This is a genomic window from Enterovibrio baiacu, assembly GCF_004120195.1.
GTDB classification, from domain to species: domain Bacteria; phylum Pseudomonadota; class Gammaproteobacteria; order Enterobacterales; family Vibrionaceae; genus Enterovibrio; species Enterovibrio baiacui.
Genome location: NZ_SCHN01000016.1, coordinates 84,161 through 102,687, shown reverse-complemented (window position 1 = coordinate 102,687; position 18,527 = coordinate 84,161). Strand labels below are relative to the sequence as shown.

The following is an 18,527-nucleotide window of genomic DNA, read 5'->3' as shown; positions in this document are numbered from 1 at the left end:
CTTGCAATAGATGTTTTTGCTTAAGTTGGTAAGAAGCTTAACGGGGGCACACTTAACCCAGCGTGAGGAGCTTGTTCATATTCAGTTCAGGTTCGAATTCACATCCACTGCAACGAAAAACGCCATGCTTCAAGCATGGCGTTATCTTTCAATTGGGTGCTGATGTTATTGTTGTTGAAGCCTGATCGCACCAATCAAAGCGTCAACGCCGGCTTCGACTTTGGTGTGAGCGCAGCCCAAGTTCAGGCGCACATAGCCCTTCCCTGCGTCGCCGTACACACTGCCATTCATGATGGCAACGCTGAACGAATCAATAAGGTCGCGCTGCAATCTGTCCATGTCTAAGTTCAACGATGACAGGTCAATCCACGCCAAGTACGTTGCATCTGGCGTGCAGTAATTGACTGAAGGAAACGCCGCATTCAGGCGCGACGCGACATACGTGTGATTTTCTTGCACATAGTCGTTCAGGGCATTCAACCAAGGCTCGCCTTGCTCGTATGCCGCCATCATGCCCAACACGCCCATGATTGAAGGCGACGACAAACCATCCACCTCTTTCAACTTGAACAAGTAATTCTCTCGACACTGGGTATCAGGAATAAACGCATACGCTCCATTCAAGGCTGGAATGTTGAAAGACTTTGAGGCCGACGTGACGAGCGCCCAACGGGTCTGCATGCCAAAGCCTTGCCAAGGCGTGTGGGCTTCAAACGCGACATCCATGTGGATTTCATCGGATATGACTGCCACCGCGTGTTTGTCGCACAGCGCTGCAATGCGGGTAAGCTCCTCTTTACGCCACACTCGCCCCGTTGGGTTATGAGGACTGCACAATAGGAAAATCGTCGTGTCTGGCAGGGCAAGCTGTTCTTCAAGACGCGCCCAATCCACGTCCCACCCTGAATCGGTTTTGATCAGCGGGTTACGAATACAGCGACGACCAGACCCTTCCACCAACTTGTCGAACGCGTCATAAGCTGGCGTTTGGAATACCACACCATCACCGGCATGACTCCATTTCTCAATCAATTTAGCGATGATATAAATCACCGAGGGGCCGTAAACAATTTGTTCAGCATTCACTTCGGCATTAAATCGAGCGGCATACCAGCGCACGATCGCGCCTTTAAAATCATCATGATTCCAACGGCTGTAACCCAACACGGGGTGCTCTAGGCGCGCTTTCAACGCCTCAACCACAGCCTCTGGAGCACCGAAATCCATGTCTGAAATGGTAAAAGGCAACAAGCCAGCTTTCCCAAAGCGGTCTTGCACGTAATCCCACTGCGTGCAGTACGTGCCCATGCGGTCAATCGTGGTGTCAAAATCAAAGGTCTTGGTCATGCTTTGTATCTTCCGAACTCACACCGTCTGAATACAGTGTGTTTTGTACGAATAAAACTGAAAAACCCCAGCCTGTTAGAGACCTATCAGACCGGGGATTTCATGCGGGGGAATCGTTAACTTAGCTCGCTGTTGCTGTCATCAGGGCTTGCATTTCATTCTTCACCAAATGCACTTGCGTACCGATAACCACTTGCAGACTGTGCGCATCGAGCTTCACCACACCTAGCGCGCCGTATGCTTTTAGCTTGTCTGCATCGACCAAATCCATGCTATCAACCGTCAGACGAAGGCGAGTAATACAGTTGTCGAGTGACGTGATGTTGTCTTTGCCGCCTAGTGCTTTCAGGATGGCCGCACCTTTGCCTGATTCGTTAATGAATGCAGCTTCTAGCTCGCTATCCACTTCTGCGGTATCCACTTCACGGCCCGGCGTTTTTAGGTTGAACTTCAAAATCGCGAACTTGAACACACCGTAGTAAACCGCGAACCAAGCCGCTGCAACCACAGGCACCAAGTACCATTTCGTTGCGGTGCCTTGAAGCACGCCGAACACCAAGAAGTCGATGATATTGCCGTCGGTATTACCGATGGTCACGTCAAGCAGGCCCATCACCATGAAGCCAAGACCAGTCAAGATAGCGTGAATGAAGTACAACGCTGGTGCAACGAATAGGAACAGGAATTCAAGCGGCTCAGTAATACCACCCACAACACATGCAACCACACCCGAGATAAGCAGCGCTTTAATTTTTGAGCGGTTTTCAGGTTTTGCACAGTGGTACATTGCCAGCGCCGCACCAGGTAGACCGCCAAGGAAAGCTGGCATCTTACCTTGAGAGAGGAACGCCGTAACTTCTGGCGTGAAGCCGTTGGTTTCTGCACACGCAAGCTCTGAGTAGAAGATATTCAGCGCACCAGACACCGTTTCACCACACACCGCCATGGTGCCGCCCGCTTCAGTAAAGCGAACCAGCGCAACAAGAATGTGGTGCAAACCGATAGGTAGAAGCAAACGCTCACCCGTACCAAACAGCATTGGACCAAACGCACCCGCACTTGCAATCAAGTTACCGATACCGTTAATGCCTGCTGCAAAGTAAGGCCAAACGAAAGGAATAAGCACACCAACCACGCCCAGCGTGATGGCAGAAATGATAGGAACAAAGCGCGCACCGCCAAAGAATGCCAATGCGTCAGGCATTTTGAAGGTGTAGAAACGGATGTGTAGTTTGGCAACGATAATACCCACCAACACCGCACCCAAAATGCCTGTGTCGATAGATTCAATACCGATGATGCTCTTCACGCCATAAGCTTTGCTCGCCGCAGGGTCGCCCAGCACATTTGCCACAGTCAGGTAGAAGTTAATCGCCAAGTTGAACGCTGCGTAACCCACAAAACCTGCGAATGCTGCCACGCCTTTTTCTTCGCGTGCCAGACCCAGAGGAATCGCAATCGCGAACATCACTGGCAGATAAATGAATGCCACCAAGCCAATCTTGGTCATCCACATAAACAGGTATTGAAGCAAGGTGTTATCTAAAAATGGGATCGCTTCGCGAATTGCAGAGCTCGACAGTGAACTGCCCACACCCAATAAGATGCCTGAGAATGCAAGAAGTGCCACTGGCAGCATGAATGTTTTGCCAAGGCTTTGTAGGAATTCCCACATGGTGGATTTTGTCGCTGCTTTGTTCGTCATAACCACTCTCCGAAAATTGAGAACATGACAGTTGTGCTAGTAACAGCCCTATCGCTAGGACGATGTGTGTTCGAGGTGGATAATAGGGAAGGAAAAATTTTGATAAAACGTTTTATCAAAACATTTGTGATCTGTGCATGTTTGCATAATCAACAAATTTGATCGGCATTGAAAAACGGGAAAATAAACGTATGCTTGAGTGATAAAACGTTTTACCAGAGCTAAAAAAGGGAATCTGTTGAAGAAAGTGACCATCACGGAAGTGGCTGAACATGCTGGCGTCTCTGTCACCACTGTTTCTATGGTGCTCGGCAACAAAGGGCGCATTTCGCCCGACACCATAGAAAAGGTAAACAACGCTGTGGCCGCGCTTGGGTACGTGAAGAACCGCTCCGCCGCCAACCTTCGCTCCAACAGCAGCGAAATCATTGGCCTCATCTTAAAAGACATCAGTGATCCGTATTACGCACAAGTTGCTGCAGGGCTTTGCGAAGAAACGGAAAAACAAGGCTATATGGTGTTCCTCGCGCAAAGTGGCGAGAGCGATGAAAAGTTCGAACAGTGCATGCTGACCATGGCGCGCCAAGGCGTCGGCGGTATCGCTTTTTGCCCGAACAACGAAAACCAACACGTAAACGCCGATACATTAAAGGCGCACAAGTTGCCGATGGTGTGTATTTCTCGCGCCTCCTTGAATCAACAGATCGACTATGTCGGCCCTGATAATGCCAGCGCCGCCAAAATGGCGACCGAACACCTGATCAATCAAGGTCATCGACGCATTGCGTATGTCGGCGGGAAAAGCAGCTCACTTTGCCGTGCGGAGCGTGTTGGCGGCTATTGCAGCACCTTGATGCAATTTGGCTTGCCGTTAAAACCAGAATGGGTGATTGAGTGCGATGCAGGCCAAGCCCCTGCTGCCGATGCCGTTCAAGCCTTGTTAGCCACACACCCACAAATCACCGCAGTGTTGTGTCATTACTCGTCAACGGCAGTGGGCGCGGTTCAAGGTATCGCGCGCGTAGGCCGCTCTGTCGGGGAAGACATATTTATCGGCAAGCAACTCAGCATTGTTGGCTTTGATGCGGTACAAGATGCTGAACTCACCGAACCCCCGATTACTTTTGTAAATTCCGATGCAAAGGAAATCGGCCGACAAGCCGCGAAACGCCTGATTGAGCAGTTTGAGGAGAGTGACACGATTCCGCGCAAAGTCATTGTTGCCCCAACACTCACCAATGCGTAGTCAGCCCGATGTAAGGTGAAAGCAAAAACTGGTACATTAGCGGCCATCACTCACTACTCTTTGCATCATTTTGGAATTATTCAACATTTCTTGCCTGGGCAAGCCGCTTCGCTTAGAAGGGTCGCTCGCAGGTTGGCAAGCGCTTTACTGGGATAACCAACTGGTCTCTCAATTGGCCGCTAGTGCGGACAGCGAAGAAGAAAAAACACACTCGTTTCAACTCGCAAGAGACGAACTGATCTTAACGGTGAACGTTGCTTCCACGGTGACGTGGCAGCCGTTTACGATCGACTATCGCGTGACCGTTAACGACGAAGTGGTGGAATCCGGCTCTCGCGATGAAAGAGACATCGAGCGTCAAACGCCGGTTGTCGAACCACAAGCCAAGACGAAATTTAGCCTGATTGGCTTAGCGTCTCTCGGCATGAAGCTATTCAAAAGTGCCAAGGTCATTAAAGTCGTGCTTGCTGGTGCGAGTGTGGCGGCCTATTCATGGCTCTTTTCATGGCAATTTGCCGTCGCGTTGATTGCGTGTTTGGTGGTGCATGAATATGGGCATATTCGCGCCATGAAATACTTCGGCATGAAAACGAAGGGCATCTATTTGATCCCCTTCATGGGCGGTCTCGCGCTATCAGACGAGAAAATCAATACGCGCTGGCAGGACGTGGTGATTTCCATCATGGGGCCGACCTTTGGCTTGTTGATGTCGCTGGTTGCTATGGTGGCGTATTGGGTAACGGGAAATATATTCTTCGCAGGTCTCGCCACGTTTAACGCGCTCCTCAACCTGTTCAACCTACTGCCGATTCTACCGCTAGATGGCGGACACATACTGAAAAGCATCAGCTTCTCGATGAACAGCATTGCGGGTTTGATTGCCTGTATCGCAGGCGCGGCCATTGGTGTATTCGTCAGCTACACCTTCGGACTGGCCTTACTCGGTTTCTTGCTGCTGATTGGTAGTGCGGAGATCGTGTTTGAGTGGAAGTATCGTCACCATTCTCATCTTCTGCCGCTCACCCGCTATGGTCAACTGTTCAGCACTGCGTGGTATTTGGCAACGGTGGCCTCTTTGATTGGCGTGATCATTTACTTTGCAACAAAAGGTGATGACATGCTGGCATTGCCATTGATGATCTTACAAAGCTAAACATTACCGAAACGCACAAACAAAAAACGCCAGCATTTGCTGGCGTTTTTTTAATGAAGAACCGTCGGTGTTTTGCTTTTTCTGACAGAAGTCAGTGCTTCTGCCATGGCATCAAAACTGGCTTCATCGACAGATTCGGCGCCTTGCATGCGCATTTCGAGTTTAATGACGTTCTCGATTGATTTGCGCAGTTTGAACACAGCCACTTTTAACTGACCGATAACGGATAACACGTCCGCAGCCAATTTAATGTCTTTTGAATTGAACGTCGCATCTGACTGTATACGCAGCATTTCTTCTGCACTGCGCGAGAAAGCATCCGCATCAACTAAGGTGTGCGCGCTTTCCTCATCAAAGTAACCGGATGGGATCTCTGAATGAATGATTTCATAGAGTTTGTTGTTCCAGTTAGCGGTTTCCACCTGAATGGAAAGAAGCGACACGTTGATCGTATCTAAAAAAGGTGTTGCTGCTGTTCTATTTTGATCTTCCGAATATGTCCCTATTGCACTCAATGCGTGGACAGCATTAAGTAATGAAGTTCTAGCGTCCTGGCTCAGCGAAAAGAAATCAATATTCATAACCAGATCCTTACTCACTTTATTGCAATTAAGCTCTAGCGAATTGATGAAACAACTCGAGTTAGTGAGAGGCTAGCTATCAGAGTTTGAAAATACAACCATCTTTATTTATAAAAATAAATATCTAATGAGATCTGTTTTATATTAGAGACATTCGAGCCGTACTTGCATAGAAAACACGTCAGATTGGCACATATATATTTACAACTGCACATTTTGAGAAAAACAGGCACAAAGAGCGAGATACATTAAGAATCAGACAAGGTGTTAAGTATACAATACACACTCCAACACCTTGTTATTATTACGTTAATAAAAGCAACTCACTTTCAATTTTCAAACCCTTCATTATTTAAGTTATGCTCCTAATTTCCTGATTTAACGTATTAAAACCTGAAAGCGCAAGCACTTTTAAAACAAAACAAAGTGCATATGTGTATGTAACTGCACTGGATATACGAGAAAGTTATTTTTTGACGCGAATATATAAAATCCAAACTAACTCTTTGTAAATAAAACAGTAATTAAAACACTTTCAATGACAGACCTAAAAACATCACGCATTATCGGGATGCACACCAACAACGCGTGAGATAATGCATCTAAATAGTCGCCTTGCCTTCTTGCCATTTATCCACGACCAAGGCTGCAATCAAGTCACCCTCTACATTCACCGCAGTGCGGAAAGTATCAAGCGGGCGCTCAATGATCAGCAATATCGCAATGGCTTCTAAGGGAATGCCCGCCGCAAGTAGCACCAATTGCATTCCTGACATGGAGCCCGAAGGCATACCTGGCGCGCCGATGGAAGACACCATCGCCATGATAAAAATCATGACCAAACCACTCGTGCCTAAATCGATGCCATACAACTGAGCGAGAAAGATGGCTGCAACCCCTTCAAACAACGCAGTGCCATCCATGTTCATGATCGCGCCCAGCGGCAACACCATACTGCTCGTAGATTGAGAAACGCCCAGCTCCTCTTCTGCAACCTGCATCGACAATGGCAATGTTGCAGAGCTTGAGGACGTGGCGAATGCCATTGCCATCGGTGCAGACAGAGCCTTGAAGAGCTGACCCAATCGAATGCCCGTCATAAGCTTCGCGATCAATGGCAATACAAGGCCACCATGTATCGCGGTAAGCACAAAGACGAGCAAAGCAAATAAGGCAAGTTGACCAAACAAGGCATCCCCGCTATTCAGCGTAAACTCAACAACAATCGCAAACACCGCCAGTGGCGCGAGTCGAATGATGCCAGACACCACATAATTCACTGCGGTGTTGAGGCCTGAAATCACCTCAAACACGGCATGCTCCCGTGGCAAGGTTGCCAACAATGCAATGCCCAATATCAATGAGAAGAAGACGATCGCCAGTAAGTTGGTATTGGTAAGCGCATCAACGGGGTTGACCAACGCCATAGAAAACAACTTGGTCGCAATCGAACCCGCGCTGCTGGATGCTTCACTGATCAATTCAACGCCAGGTTGAACAACCACGGATGACGGCTCGATGAGTGCTGGCCATTCAGGCAATGAAAGAGACACGCCAAGCGCAAGAGAAATCGCCAGTAACGACGTCACGGAGTAAAACACGACCGTTTTCAGGCCGAGCGCTTTTAGCTTCACCGTCGAACCAATGCTGGTAATACCCTGTAGCAGAGATAGCATTACCACCAAACCAACCACCATTTTTAGCAGGCCGATATAGGTGGTTTTTGCCAATACGATCAGGCAATAAAACGCGCTGTCAGTAAACGCATTATCAGAAGGTAAAAGTGCCGTAAAGCACCAAGCCGCAATCCCGGCAAGAAGCAACTGAACAGGAAGAGATGAGAGTAATTTGCGGTTCATAACGAATATCCGTTAAGCGTAGATCTGATGGTTGATCTTGGTGTACAAAGCGATGCTGAACACCGCTTGACCGTGTAAGGTCGACAACAAAAAAACGGCCTTCGAATAAAGGCCGTTTTTCGAGTATTGGAACGAGAATTACTTGTCGAAGTGGATCACTGTGCGAATGCTTTCGCCCTTATGCATAAGATCGAACGAATGATTAATGTCGTCCAGGCCCATTGTATGGGTGATAAAATCATTCAGTTTGAACTCACCAGCCATATAGCGCTCAACAATTTCTGGTAATTCAGAACGCCCTTTCACACCACCAAATGCAGAACCACGCCACACGCGACCAGTCACAAGCTGGAACGGACGCGTAGAGATTTCTTGGCCAGCACCGGCAACACCAATAACCACAGACTCACCCCAGCCTTTGTGACAGCACTCAAGCGCTGAACGCATGACATTCACATTGCCGATACATTCGAAGGAGTAATCAACCCCGCCGTCTGTCAATTCAACAATCACATCTTGAATAGGCTTGTCGAATTGTGTCGGATTGATGCAGTCTGTCGCACCTAGCTGACGCGCTAACTCGAACTTGCTTTCGTTAATGTCGATAGCAATGATGCGGCTCGCTTTCGCCATTTGCGCGCCAATAATGGCAGAAAGGCCAATACCACCGAGACCAAACACAGCCACCGTGTCGCCTTCTTGCACTTTGGCGGTGTTCAATACCGCGCCCATGCCCGTTGTCACACCACAGCCCAACAGACACACTTCTTCTAGTGGCGCTTCTTTGTTGACTTTTGCCAGAGAAATCTCAGGCAATACGGTGTACTCAGAAAATGTCGAGCAGCCCATGTAATGGAAGATAGGCTGGCCATCTTTGTAGAAACGTGTTGTGCCATCAGGCATCAAGCCTTGGCCTTGAGTTTCACGAATTTTCTGACAAAGGTTGGTTTTGCCAGACTTACAGAACTTACACTCACCACATTCAGGTGTGTAGAGTGGAATAACATGATCACCCACTTCAACGCTGGTCACACCCTCGCCAACCATTTCAACGATGCCGCCACCCTCGTGACCTAAAATGACAGGAAAGATACCTTCTGGATCATCGCCTGACATGGTAAAAGCATCTGTGTGACAAACACCGGTTGCCACGATACGCACGAGCACTTCACCTGCACGTGGCAGCATCACATCAACTTCTTCAATAGACAGTGGTTGGTTTGGTGCCCAAGCAATGGCCGCTTTAGATTTAATAAATTGGTCAGTCATTTTTATCTCTCAATGATTCGTGCAGCAGAACTAAAAACACATCGCGTTAAATACGTCTGCATCGATATATCCAAACAGCCTGAAAATGCAGTATTCAATTCATTTGGACTTAAATAGGAAGAAACCGCCAAAACGAATCAACACCGTTTCGCGTTTCGATGGGACGCATTCTAGGCTTTTACTGAGATTTGATAATCCATCAAAATTGAAAAGAACTTTTACCTGTGGGTAATAATAGGAAGGCGTGAAATGCGAAGAACACAGCAAAGGGCGGACGTTTTCTTGGCAAAATAGACGATGTAAGCTGCGTTAGTCCTATATCCAGAGAACAACGCAGCACAAAGAAGGATGGTGGCTACATTTGGCTCGCAAAGTACGCCATGATCTCGGCTTCAGTCATCGCTTTGGTTTCGTTGGAGAAACAATAATAGTCAGGCTTTAAATCACTGAAATACTGCATGTCCATTTCTAGGTTTGGCAGTGATGGGAATAGCCCCAGAGACAGGTTGTAGCTTTGCGTGCTTTTCACGCGATAAAACAAATTGGTGCCGCATTTGGCGCAAAATGCGCGCTCAGCCCAAGGCGAAGAATCGAAAATCGTGATGTTTTCTTCTCCTTCTAAAACCACATCGGTGCCACATTGCACGGCAAATAACGGCCCACCTGTCCACGTTCTGCACGTACTGCAGTGACACACCGTAAATTTAGGGTTTATTTCGGCCACATGGAGTTTTACGCTTCCGCACAAACACTGCGTTGTGTGTCTTTTAGATTCTGGCATCGCCACTACCTCGTTAGTTTCTGCTTATCACAGCATCAATAACTGTATATATGAACAGTAAAATAGCAACACAAAAAACACAGCAACGTGACGCGTATGCAAGACGAACAGACAAAAAAACGCCAGCGATATCGCTGGCGTTTACCTACCTTCAAGTCAATCAGCAAGCCGGAGAGGGCGCCGGCTTGCTGAATACAGGGACTTAAAACGTCACTTTGAAGGATTTTGCCTGACACGGTTTCAACGTGCCAAATTCGGCATGCTGAACGGTCGTTTTTAATGGATGTTCATCCATGCTGGTTTCAACCCAAGACGCGACTTCGCGCGAGAAGGCCACGCTATCTACAACGTCTCCCTGCTCAGCTGGGTTATAAACACGTAAAATCAGCGCATTGTCATCTTCTGCTTTTTTCAGCACGCTCAGCACCGCACCTTTTTGATCTTTACTCAGTAAGCTAAAGGTCAACGGCAGGTTTTGCTCGCCCACGTTCAATTTCATCGCGTTATAAGGGATCTTGTTGTAACACTGAATGCGCGTCACGTTGTCACGTGCCTCGGCCATGATGTTGGCATCGATATGGTTGCCGACATAACCGAACAGGCTAAATTCACACACCAATTTGCCGCGTACTTGTGAATCAGGCGTTGGGATCTTAATGCCTGATGGACGCCCAGGGCGAAGCAACAAGTTTTCTTTACCCAGCACACCCACACCACGAAGCAAGGTCAGTGCGAAAGTATCGCGAACGTCATTACCTTGGCTGGAAATCACTTCAAACTCACGCAGACCATTGCTCATCACCGCAATGCCCGCTTGATCGTCTTCCAGCGCCGCAAAATTCATCATCTGATAAACCGGCACTGGCGCTTCTTTCCAGCCATCCGCTTCCCAGTTCGCCATTTCTGCATCATTGGTTGGGCGAGTGATAAGACCAAATTGGTTATCTGCCACCACGGTGTCACACGCAAACGGCACAGGAACCAATACGCGAAGGCGATGATCATCGGCTTGGTTGTTGATCTCCATGCGCACTTCAATGCGGCGTGAGCCTTGCTTCAACACGACTTGGCAGTTCACATCCACAAAGCCATTTTGCCCTGCGCGTTCTTCACGCTCTTGCAGGTTTTCAGGCACGGCCATGCGAAGCGCGATGGTCGCGACCGATTGGAACCCTTCATGTTTGATCGCGGTTTTTGCCTCAAACTCATCAGAGTAGATGAGCCACTCTTTACGCGATGGAGAGTAGTCGTACTCGTCACCATCATCTGAGCCATCTTCAATGCGTAGCGCTTGCTCGAAGCGTGTGTTGGTCTCTTTATCAAAGATGTCTAACGTGCCGTTAGCATTCACTGTGATGCGGTAGAAGGCGTTCTCAAGCACATCATCACCTTGTTCCACCGCCTTTTGCGTGCCGGCTTCATTGCCTTGAATGTGCAGGGTGGTAAAGCCCATGGCAGGAACGGCGACCTTCAGTTGAATGTCGTATTCAACGAACGGGTCGTAGTTACCGTAGTGAACGATCTGACGGTCAATTTTACCCGGGTCGATTTCACGCTGGTCTTGAATGAAGTACTCAACCGCATTGCCATGCTCGTCGAACAGATTAAAGGATTGCGCGCGGATCGTGATGGTGGTGTTCACCACATCATCACGCATGTAAGGAGACAGGTTAAACAGCGCCAGTTTGTCGCAGTCTTCGCGTGCTGGCATGTGGTCAACAATCTTACGCTTGTAGAAATTGATCAGGTTGGTCGCCATGTCGTCCGCCAGAATATAGCGATACAAGATTTCAGCGTGCACTTTGTCTGAACAGCAACAACCAATGGAATCATGGGCATGATTTTTCATGCTCTCTTTCCACATTTTCTCAATCAAGCCGTGGTGATATTCAAAGCCCAGCGTCCAAGCGATAGACGCCAGCGGCTCAAGAATGTTGACGATCTTGTTTTCGACTTCCGCATGCATCAGTTTGATGTCCATACGGGTTGAAGAAATCGTGCGGTGAACACGCATGTATTTACCGTCGTTGAATTCACCCTTGATGGTATCAAGTTGATCGCGTGATGCTTCAATACGCTCGAATACCTCTTCAAAGCGGCTCATCTTGAATTCACGATCAGGGTATATTTCACGCAGTTTATCCATCACTTCAAAGATGTCGCTTTGCAGTGGCATCTGATCGTGACCATTTGGCAGTAGAATGTCTTTCGTGACAGACGGCTTCTCAAGCACCGGGAAATACTTGTCTAAGCGGTCGCGCAGGCCTGCTTCGTCTTGCGGTAAGTATTTACCGATTGCATAGCCCAGCGGCAGCACTTGTGCCGTCACTTCACTGCCATCGTTAGATTGCCAAATGAATTCGGTTTTGTTGGTGCCATGACGCTCTGAACAGCCACGCCAGAACATCGCGCGGTCAATACCAAATCCGTTGTATATCATCGGAAGCTGAGAACTCATCGAGAATGAATCTGGCAAGTAGCCGATCTTCATTGGCTCGCCCAGCGCCAAGCAATCGCGCAATCCATAAAGCATGTTACGAACAATGGATTCGCCTGAAACCTGCATGGTATCGGTTTGGCTGTACCACGGGCCGACAATCAATTTTCCTGCTTCCACCAGCGCTTTCACACGTTCTTTGTGCTCAGGCTTAATGGCAAAGTAATCTTCAAGAACGGCGGTTTGCCCATCAAGAACATAGTATTTGTAGTCTGGATCTTGCTCCAGACGCGTCATGATTTCTTCCATGTTATTGACGAGTAGGATGCGAGATTCTTCTGTCGTGAAATACCATTCACGGTCCCAGTGCATGTGAGGTGTAATGTGTACGCGGGATGTAGTCATCGTCTTATTACCGTCTTTGGCGTATCGCCGTAAGTTATCTTGGGAAATTGTCTTCAAGCTAACGTGTATTTGCTGCATGTAATTTATGCGCCGACGCTGCTTGTAAAAGGTGGAACCAGCCACCGAAATAGTGTTATGCGCTTTGCGCTTTTAATAAGTAGAGCAGGATGAGCAGCCCCTAAAACGTTGCGCTGCTGCCCATCCTTGTGTGTGCTTAGCCGTTTACAGCGTCAGCCACTTGATACTTTCCTTTCTTCACTGCGTGGGCACGCCATGCAATGAGTGTTGCGGTTGAAATTGCGGCACCGATAAGCGCTGCACCGAACCAAATTGCGGCGGCCATGTAAGCACCAATACCCGCATCATGAAGCAAGAACAGTGAGAAAATACCTGCACCTGGCGTGGAAAGACCGATGCCCGCAGCACCTACCATGGCACCTGTCACCACAGAGCCAAGCAGGAACGAGCCGATAACGCGGATAGGATCTTCAATCGCCATTGGGATTGCGCCTTCCGTTATCCCGGCAAGACCGAGTAACCACGTGGACTTGCCCACTTCAATTTCAAACTCTTTAAACAATCGAGGTGCAATCATGGTGGCTGCGGTCACCGTGAAAGCAGAGACCATTTTCACCGAGCCAAAGATGGCATAAGGGCCATACACACCATTCGCCATCGCACCCAAACAGAATGCGTACGCCGCTTTGTTCACCGGACCACCAAGGTCGAACGAAACAAACAAGCCAATCACCGCACCTAAAAGAAGCGCGTTGGTGCCAGATAAGCCGTTTAGCCAATCTGTTAGCCCTTGGTTTAGCCAAGCAACAGGTTTACCGATGACAAACAGCATCAACGAACCAACAACCAAGGTACCCAGCACTGGGTACAGGTAGAAGGTCAAAAAGCCATTGAATGCGGGCGACAGGCGAATGTTTTCTTTCACCCAACGCATGAAGTAACCAGCAATCAAACCACCGACGACACCGCCGAGGAAGCCAGAGCCAATCAGGTTTGCAGCAAGACCCGCAGCGAAACCAGGGCCTAACGCGGGTTTATCCGCCAAAGAGTATGCGGTGTATGCTGCAAGCACAGGAACCATCAAGGTACCCAGCAAGCCACCACCGAGTTTGCGATACATCCACAGCCATGAACCGTCAGTGCCATAGAGATCTTGCAGATCGAAAATTTGAGCAATCAGTACCGCAACCGCCAGCACCGTACCACCCGCAACGATCAACGGAACCGAGAATGAAATACCGCTCAACAGGGCTTGTTTCAGCTCTGTTTTCAGTGGCAATTTCTTCGGTTTGTCTTCGGTGATCACAGCACGGTCGGCACCTGAGCTGTTTTTGCTTGCCTCAACGGCGTCGTTCAAAATGCGCTCTGCGTATTTGATAGGTTCCGCCACAGGTGTTTCCACACGAGGAATACCCTTGAAGCGCTCGACGTCTTTGATGGCGACTTCTGCGGCAAACACACAGGCCACAGCATTGTTCAGTTGTTCAGCGGTGAGGCGATCTTCAATGCCGTTCGCGCCTTGTTTTTCAACATGAACATTAAAGCCAAGCTTCTTGCCTGCCTTTTCTAAGTACTCTGCTGCCATGTAAGTATGTGCGATCCCGGCTGGGCACGCGGTGACACAAACAATCGTAGGTAGAGTTGTATCTAAAATGTCTGCTTCTTTTTCTGGCGCGTTGTCACCGTCAAGCAAAGCAAAAAGTTGTTCTACAGTTGTTGCATTCAAAACAGCGTCACGCACATCGTCATCAACCAAGGCTGTGGTCAATTGCGTAAGCACTTGCATGTGGGTAGAGCCAGCCTCAGCATTGGGAATGGCTAGCAGGAAAATCAGGTTAACGTCTTCGTCGCCATCAATGCCTTCCCACTTCAAATCGTCCGTCAGTGTCGCGACTGCAAACGCCGCCTCTTTGACGGCATCCGATTTGCCATGAGGAACGGCCAAACCCTCGCCAAGCGCGGTAGGTCCTTCTTCTTCACGGGCAAATACTGCCTTAAGGTACTCGTTTTTATCATGCAGTTTGCCTTGTTGTTGTAATTGTTCAGCAAGTGCACGAATAGCATCATCACGTGTTGCAAACGTCGTTTTAAGGTTAATGAGCGACGCGTTGGTAAGAGATGTCAATTTCATAACTTTTATTCCATTGTCACGTTCAGCGGTGTTGTTTCAACGAGCACGAGGATAATACATAAACAATACAACAAACCTTGAGTCAGATCTCAATAACTCAATTAAATGTATTATAGTTGTATTGCCTAATTCAATACTAGCAGCAAACATTTCCTTGTCTTGGAGGGCGAAGTTTGTATCATAGGTGAATAAGAACAACAGGTTAATCAGCACTCACTGATGACATTATCAACGAGTATTGAGGTGAAAATGGCAAGACTCCCAATGTATCGCCAAATTGCAGATGCTATTCGCGAGAATATACGTAACGGCGAATACAAGGTGGGCGAAGCGTTGCCAACAGAAGCACAACTTCGCGAAGCCTTTGCTGTCAGCCGCGTGACGGTAAGACAAGCCCTCAAGCTATTGATTGAGAACGGTGAGCTGGAAAGCATTCGCGGCAGCGGCACCTACGTCAAAAACAACAAAGTTAACTATGACATTTATCAGCAGAGCAGTTTTGCTGAAAAGTGGGAACATTCTGGCGGCGTCACACACAGTGATGTGTTGGCGTTTGAAGTGAAGAATGCGTCTATCAAAATGGCGGATTTGTTGAACGTAGAAGAAGGTGCGCAGATATTTTATGTTCGCCGCGTTCGCTATCTCGACAACAACCCCATCACGGTAGAAGAAACATGGCTACCAACGGTCATGTTCCCAGATCTCACCTATCAGGTGATGCAAGGCTCTAAGTATCAGTTCATTGAGAAACAAAAAGGCTTGATCATCGATCGCAGCGAGCAGGAAATCATTCCTGTGCTACCCCCGAAAGAGATTGCAGAGTTATTGGGCGTTGACCCTGCCGACCCTATCATCGAGAAGCGCACGCGCGGCTACCTTGAAGACGACACTGTGTTCGAATACAGCCGAAACTACTTTAAATCGAGCGACTATAAGTTCACGCTCGTGGCCAAACGTGGGCGTCAGCATTAACTTGCCCGAACACCAGCAATAAGTTCAAGCTCCGAATACCAAAAGGCCACACAGTTTCCTGTGTGGCCTTTTAAGTCTACCGGGCTAGCGTAAATCAAAACGCGAACAGCCCCCCATGACGCGAGAGAGAAATATACGTACTTCTGAAGCCGTGATACCAGTCATGCACCATATAACCGCCGGGATCTTGCGTGAAGCCGACGGGGGCATCATCGCGATAGTCCGTCAGAAATGAACTCGCGACACCGGGTGCAGAAAGTACGGTTGCATTGCCAATGTTACACACAATACTGTTATGTAAATGCCCACAAATCACCCGCTTCTCTCGCGGCGACCGCGCCAAAATACGCGCCATGTCATCTCGGCCTTTTAACCCGATGTTATCCATAAACTGGATACCCGAATCAAACGGTGGATGATGCATCGCAATCAACGCCGGCTTCTCTAAATCTGTCGCTAAAGCAGATTCAAGAAACGCGAGTGTATTGTCGCTCAACGCACCTGCACCACTCCCAGGTATGACCGTGTCCAACGCAATAATGTCAAATGCACCAAGGGGGTAAACACTGTTTAACTCCCCTGTCTCCCCACACACTGACAGACCATCAATGGCTGATACCATGGCTTCACGCTTATCATGATTGCCGGGTATCACCACATAAGGCAGATTAAGCCGAGAAATGATCGCATGAAAATCGCGATAACTTTCCTCATCGCCGTGGTCCGAGACATCCCCAGTCACCACGATAGCATCCACCTGACCAAGCCTTGGCAGATCATCTGCAATCTTTTCGATAGCCTGCTCAAACAAGGTATATGTATCGAGCACCTTAGAAACCCGCTGTTGGCGCGGCACAAGATGAATGTCAGTTAACTGGATAACACGAGAACCCATATTTCTACCCTGTTACTTAATACCCGCACGCAAGAATGCCTGAACAAACTGACGTTGGAAAATTAAGAATGCTATCAACAGTGGTGCTATCGACATCATGGTTGCCGCCGAAATCACCGAAATATCTACACCATTTTCTGGTGCGCCGAAAATAGATAGCCCGACGGTCAATGGACGCGTGTCATCAGAGTTAGTGACGATGAGCGGCCAAAGAAAGTTATTCCAGTGTGTAGACACTGACACCAAGGCATACGCTAGGTAGGTTGGCTTCGCGAGCGGCACATAGACTTTCATCAAAATGCCAAACATGGAACAACCTTCTACACTCGCCGCTTCATGCAGTTCATAAGGCACAGACTTGAAGGATTGTCGCATCAAGAATATCCCGAAGGCACTCGCCATATAGGGCATACCGACACCGAGAATGGTATCAAACAGCCCCAATTTTGAGGTGATCGCGTAGTTTTCGACGATCAACACTTCCGGCAAGATAAACAGTTGAAGCAATACCAGAATGAACACAAAGTCCTTACCCGGAAACTTCACTTGTGCAAACGCAAACCCCGCCAAGGTGGTGATGATGAACTGTCCAATGAGGACTATCGTCACGAGGCAAAAGGTATTCCAGAAGTAGCGAAGCCACGGTGCGCCGTTCCACACTTCACGGAAGTTATCCAGCGTCCAACCTGACAGAAGGTTGAAATTAACTGCGTCAGACGTGGTATGGAAAGCCGCCCAAAACGCAAACACCAGCGGGGAAATCCAGATAACGGCAAGAAGGTGTGCACCAAAGGAATCAATAAACTTATTAAACGATTTCATTGGTAATGCGTCCTTCTATCAAGGTACAAAAACTGAATGGCAGCTGCGATACCCAACACCAGCAATACCAATACGGTCATCGCGGCGGCATGTGGGGCATCAAAGAAGGCAAACGCCATCTCCCAGATATAGTAAAGAATGAGTTTGGAGGCGTCTGACGGCCCGCCTTTGGTCAAAATAAACAGATGGTCAATGAGTTTGACCGAGTTGATCATCGCGTTCACCACAATGAACATGGTGGTTGGCATCAATAACGGCAGCACGATGCGGCGCGTATAAGTCCAACGGCTTGTACCTTCAATGTCAGCCGCTTCTTTGTAGTCCACGGGGATGGTCTGCAAAGCGGCCAGATAGAAGATCATGAAAAAGCCTGCTTCTTTCCATATCGTCACAATGATAATGGCCCAAAGTGCCGTATCAGGACGCCCCAACCAGTTCATGGATGGCAAACCAAACAATGCACCAATCTGATCAAGCACGCCGAGGTCTGGGGTATAAAAGAACAACCACAGGTTGGCGGCAGCAATCATCGGCAGCACGGTTGGCGTGAAGTACGCCGTGCGCACAAACCCCGTTGCTGGGATTTTTGAATTCGCCCAAAGCGCCATCGCAAGCGCTATCGCAATGGATGCTGGGATCGTCACACCGGCATAAAACAGGTTGTTTTTCACCACTATCCAAAACGTCGGATCGTTAAAAAGGTCCGCGTAGTTTTCTAAACCGGTGAATTCTGAAGGTCGTCTGCGCGTGCCGCGCGAAAACAGACTCTCCCAGAACGTCGCTATCGATGGATAGAAAGCAAAGAGGGTTAACAGAATTGCCGCTGGCGTAAGGAGAAACCACCCATAAAGGTGCTGCCGACGACGCTCCATTTCTGCGTATCGATTCATAGTATTACTCGTTGTT

At 48.5% G+C, this 18,527-nt stretch carries 14 protein-coding genes; 3 read left to right on the top strand and 11 right to left on the bottom strand.

Translation table 11 applies throughout. The features are described from left to right. Positions 1–165: 165 nt before the first annotated feature. Positions 166–1,347 carry a MalY/PatB family protein gene (locus EQP46_RS17740; RefSeq protein WP_129494919.1) on the bottom strand — a complete coding sequence of 394 codons (1,182 nt, stop codon included), beginning with the start codon at positions 1,345–1,347 and terminating at the stop codon, positions 166–168. Between the two features lie 121 nt (positions 1,348–1,468). Then, positions 1,469–3,052, bottom strand: a complete 1,584-nt coding sequence (gene malX, locus EQP46_RS17735; RefSeq protein WP_129494918.1) for a maltose/glucose-specific PTS transporter subunit IIBC — start codon at positions 3,050–3,052, stop codon at positions 1,469–1,471. A 199-nt stretch (positions 3,053–3,251) separates the two neighbouring features. Between malX and malI the strand changes: the two genes are divergently transcribed. Continuing rightward, complete coding sequence (gene malI, locus EQP46_RS17730; RefSeq protein ID WP_129494917.1) at positions 3,252–4,298, top strand: Mal regulon transcriptional regulator MalI; 1,047 nt, start codon at positions 3,252–3,254, stop codon at positions 4,296–4,298. Positions 4,299–4,368: 70 nt separating this feature from the next. After that, the gene (locus EQP46_RS17725) at positions 4,369–5,451 is read left to right on the top strand and encodes a site-2 protease family protein (RefSeq protein WP_129494916.1); all 1,083 of its coding nucleotides are present in this window, start codon (positions 4,369–4,371) and stop codon (positions 5,449–5,451) included. Positions 5,452–5,501: 50 nt separating this feature from the next. Here the strand turns inward: EQP46_RS17725 and EQP46_RS17720 are convergent, their stop codons facing one another. From EQP46_RS17720 to mngA, 6 genes are all read right to left on the bottom strand, one after another. Further along, the gene (locus EQP46_RS17720; protein WP_129494915.1) at positions 5,502–6,032 is read right to left on the bottom strand and encodes a hypothetical protein; all 531 of its coding nucleotides are present in this window, start codon (positions 6,030–6,032) and stop codon (positions 5,502–5,504) included. Positions 6,033–6,634: 602 nt separating this feature from the next. After that, the gene (locus tag EQP46_RS17715; protein WP_129494914.1) at positions 6,635–7,891 is read right to left on the bottom strand and encodes a dicarboxylate/amino acid:cation symporter; all 1,257 of its coding nucleotides are present in this window, start codon (positions 7,889–7,891) and stop codon (positions 6,635–6,637) included. Between the two features lie 138 nt (positions 7,892–8,029). Continuing rightward, a complete protein-coding gene (locus tag EQP46_RS17710) occupies positions 8,030–9,160 on the bottom strand; it encodes an S-(hydroxymethyl)glutathione dehydrogenase/class III alcohol dehydrogenase (protein ID WP_017017002.1) in 1,131 nt (376 codons plus the stop codon). A gap of 355 nt (positions 9,161–9,515) precedes the next feature. Next, entirely contained in the window at positions 9,516–9,941 is a 426-nt protein-coding gene (locus EQP46_RS17705; RefSeq protein ID WP_129494913.1) for a GFA family protein, read from the bottom strand. Between the two features lie 202 nt (positions 9,942–10,143). Next, on the bottom strand, positions 10,144–12,783 hold the full coding sequence (gene mngB / locus EQP46_RS17700; protein ID WP_129494912.1) for a mannosylglycerate hydrolase: 2,640 nt from the start codon (positions 12,781–12,783) through the stop codon (positions 10,144–10,146). 214 nt (positions 12,784–12,997) lie between these two features. Next, positions 12,998–14,932: a PTS 2-O-a-mannosyl-D-glycerate transporter subunit IIABC gene (mngA, locus tag EQP46_RS17695; protein ID WP_129494911.1), complete on the bottom strand. Its 1,935-nt coding sequence runs from the start codon at positions 14,930–14,932 to the stop codon at positions 12,998–13,000. A gap of 249 nt (positions 14,933–15,181) precedes the next feature. Here mngA and EQP46_RS17690 point away from each other — a divergent pair, with 249 nt between their 5' ends. After that, positions 15,182–15,904, top strand: coding sequence for a GntR family transcriptional regulator (locus EQP46_RS17690; protein WP_192545526.1), 723 nt, complete (start codon positions 15,182–15,184; stop codon positions 15,902–15,904). A gap of 94 nt (positions 15,905–15,998) precedes the next feature. Here the strand turns inward: EQP46_RS17690 and EQP46_RS17685 are convergent, their stop codons facing one another. Genes EQP46_RS17685 through EQP46_RS17675 form a run of 3 tightly spaced genes read right to left on the bottom strand, consistent with a single transcriptional unit; the run spans position 15,999 to position 18,511 of the window. Continuing rightward, positions 15,999–16,799: a phosphodiesterase gene (locus EQP46_RS17685; protein ID WP_129494910.1), complete on the bottom strand. Its 801-nt coding sequence runs from the start codon at positions 16,797–16,799 to the stop codon at positions 15,999–16,001. A gap of 12 nt (positions 16,800–16,811) precedes the next feature. Next, positions 16,812–17,621 (bottom strand): carbohydrate ABC transporter permease, encoded by an 810-nt coding sequence (locus tag EQP46_RS17680; RefSeq protein ID WP_017010368.1) that lies wholly within the window; start codon positions 17,619–17,621, stop codon positions 16,812–16,814. Beyond that, positions 17,618–18,511 (bottom strand): carbohydrate ABC transporter permease, encoded by an 894-nt coding sequence (locus EQP46_RS17675; RefSeq protein ID WP_129494909.1) that lies wholly within the window; start codon positions 18,509–18,511, stop codon positions 17,618–17,620. The genes EQP46_RS17680 and EQP46_RS17675 overlap by 4 nt, the downstream gene beginning before the upstream one ends. Positions 18,512–18,527 lie beyond the last annotated feature (16 nt).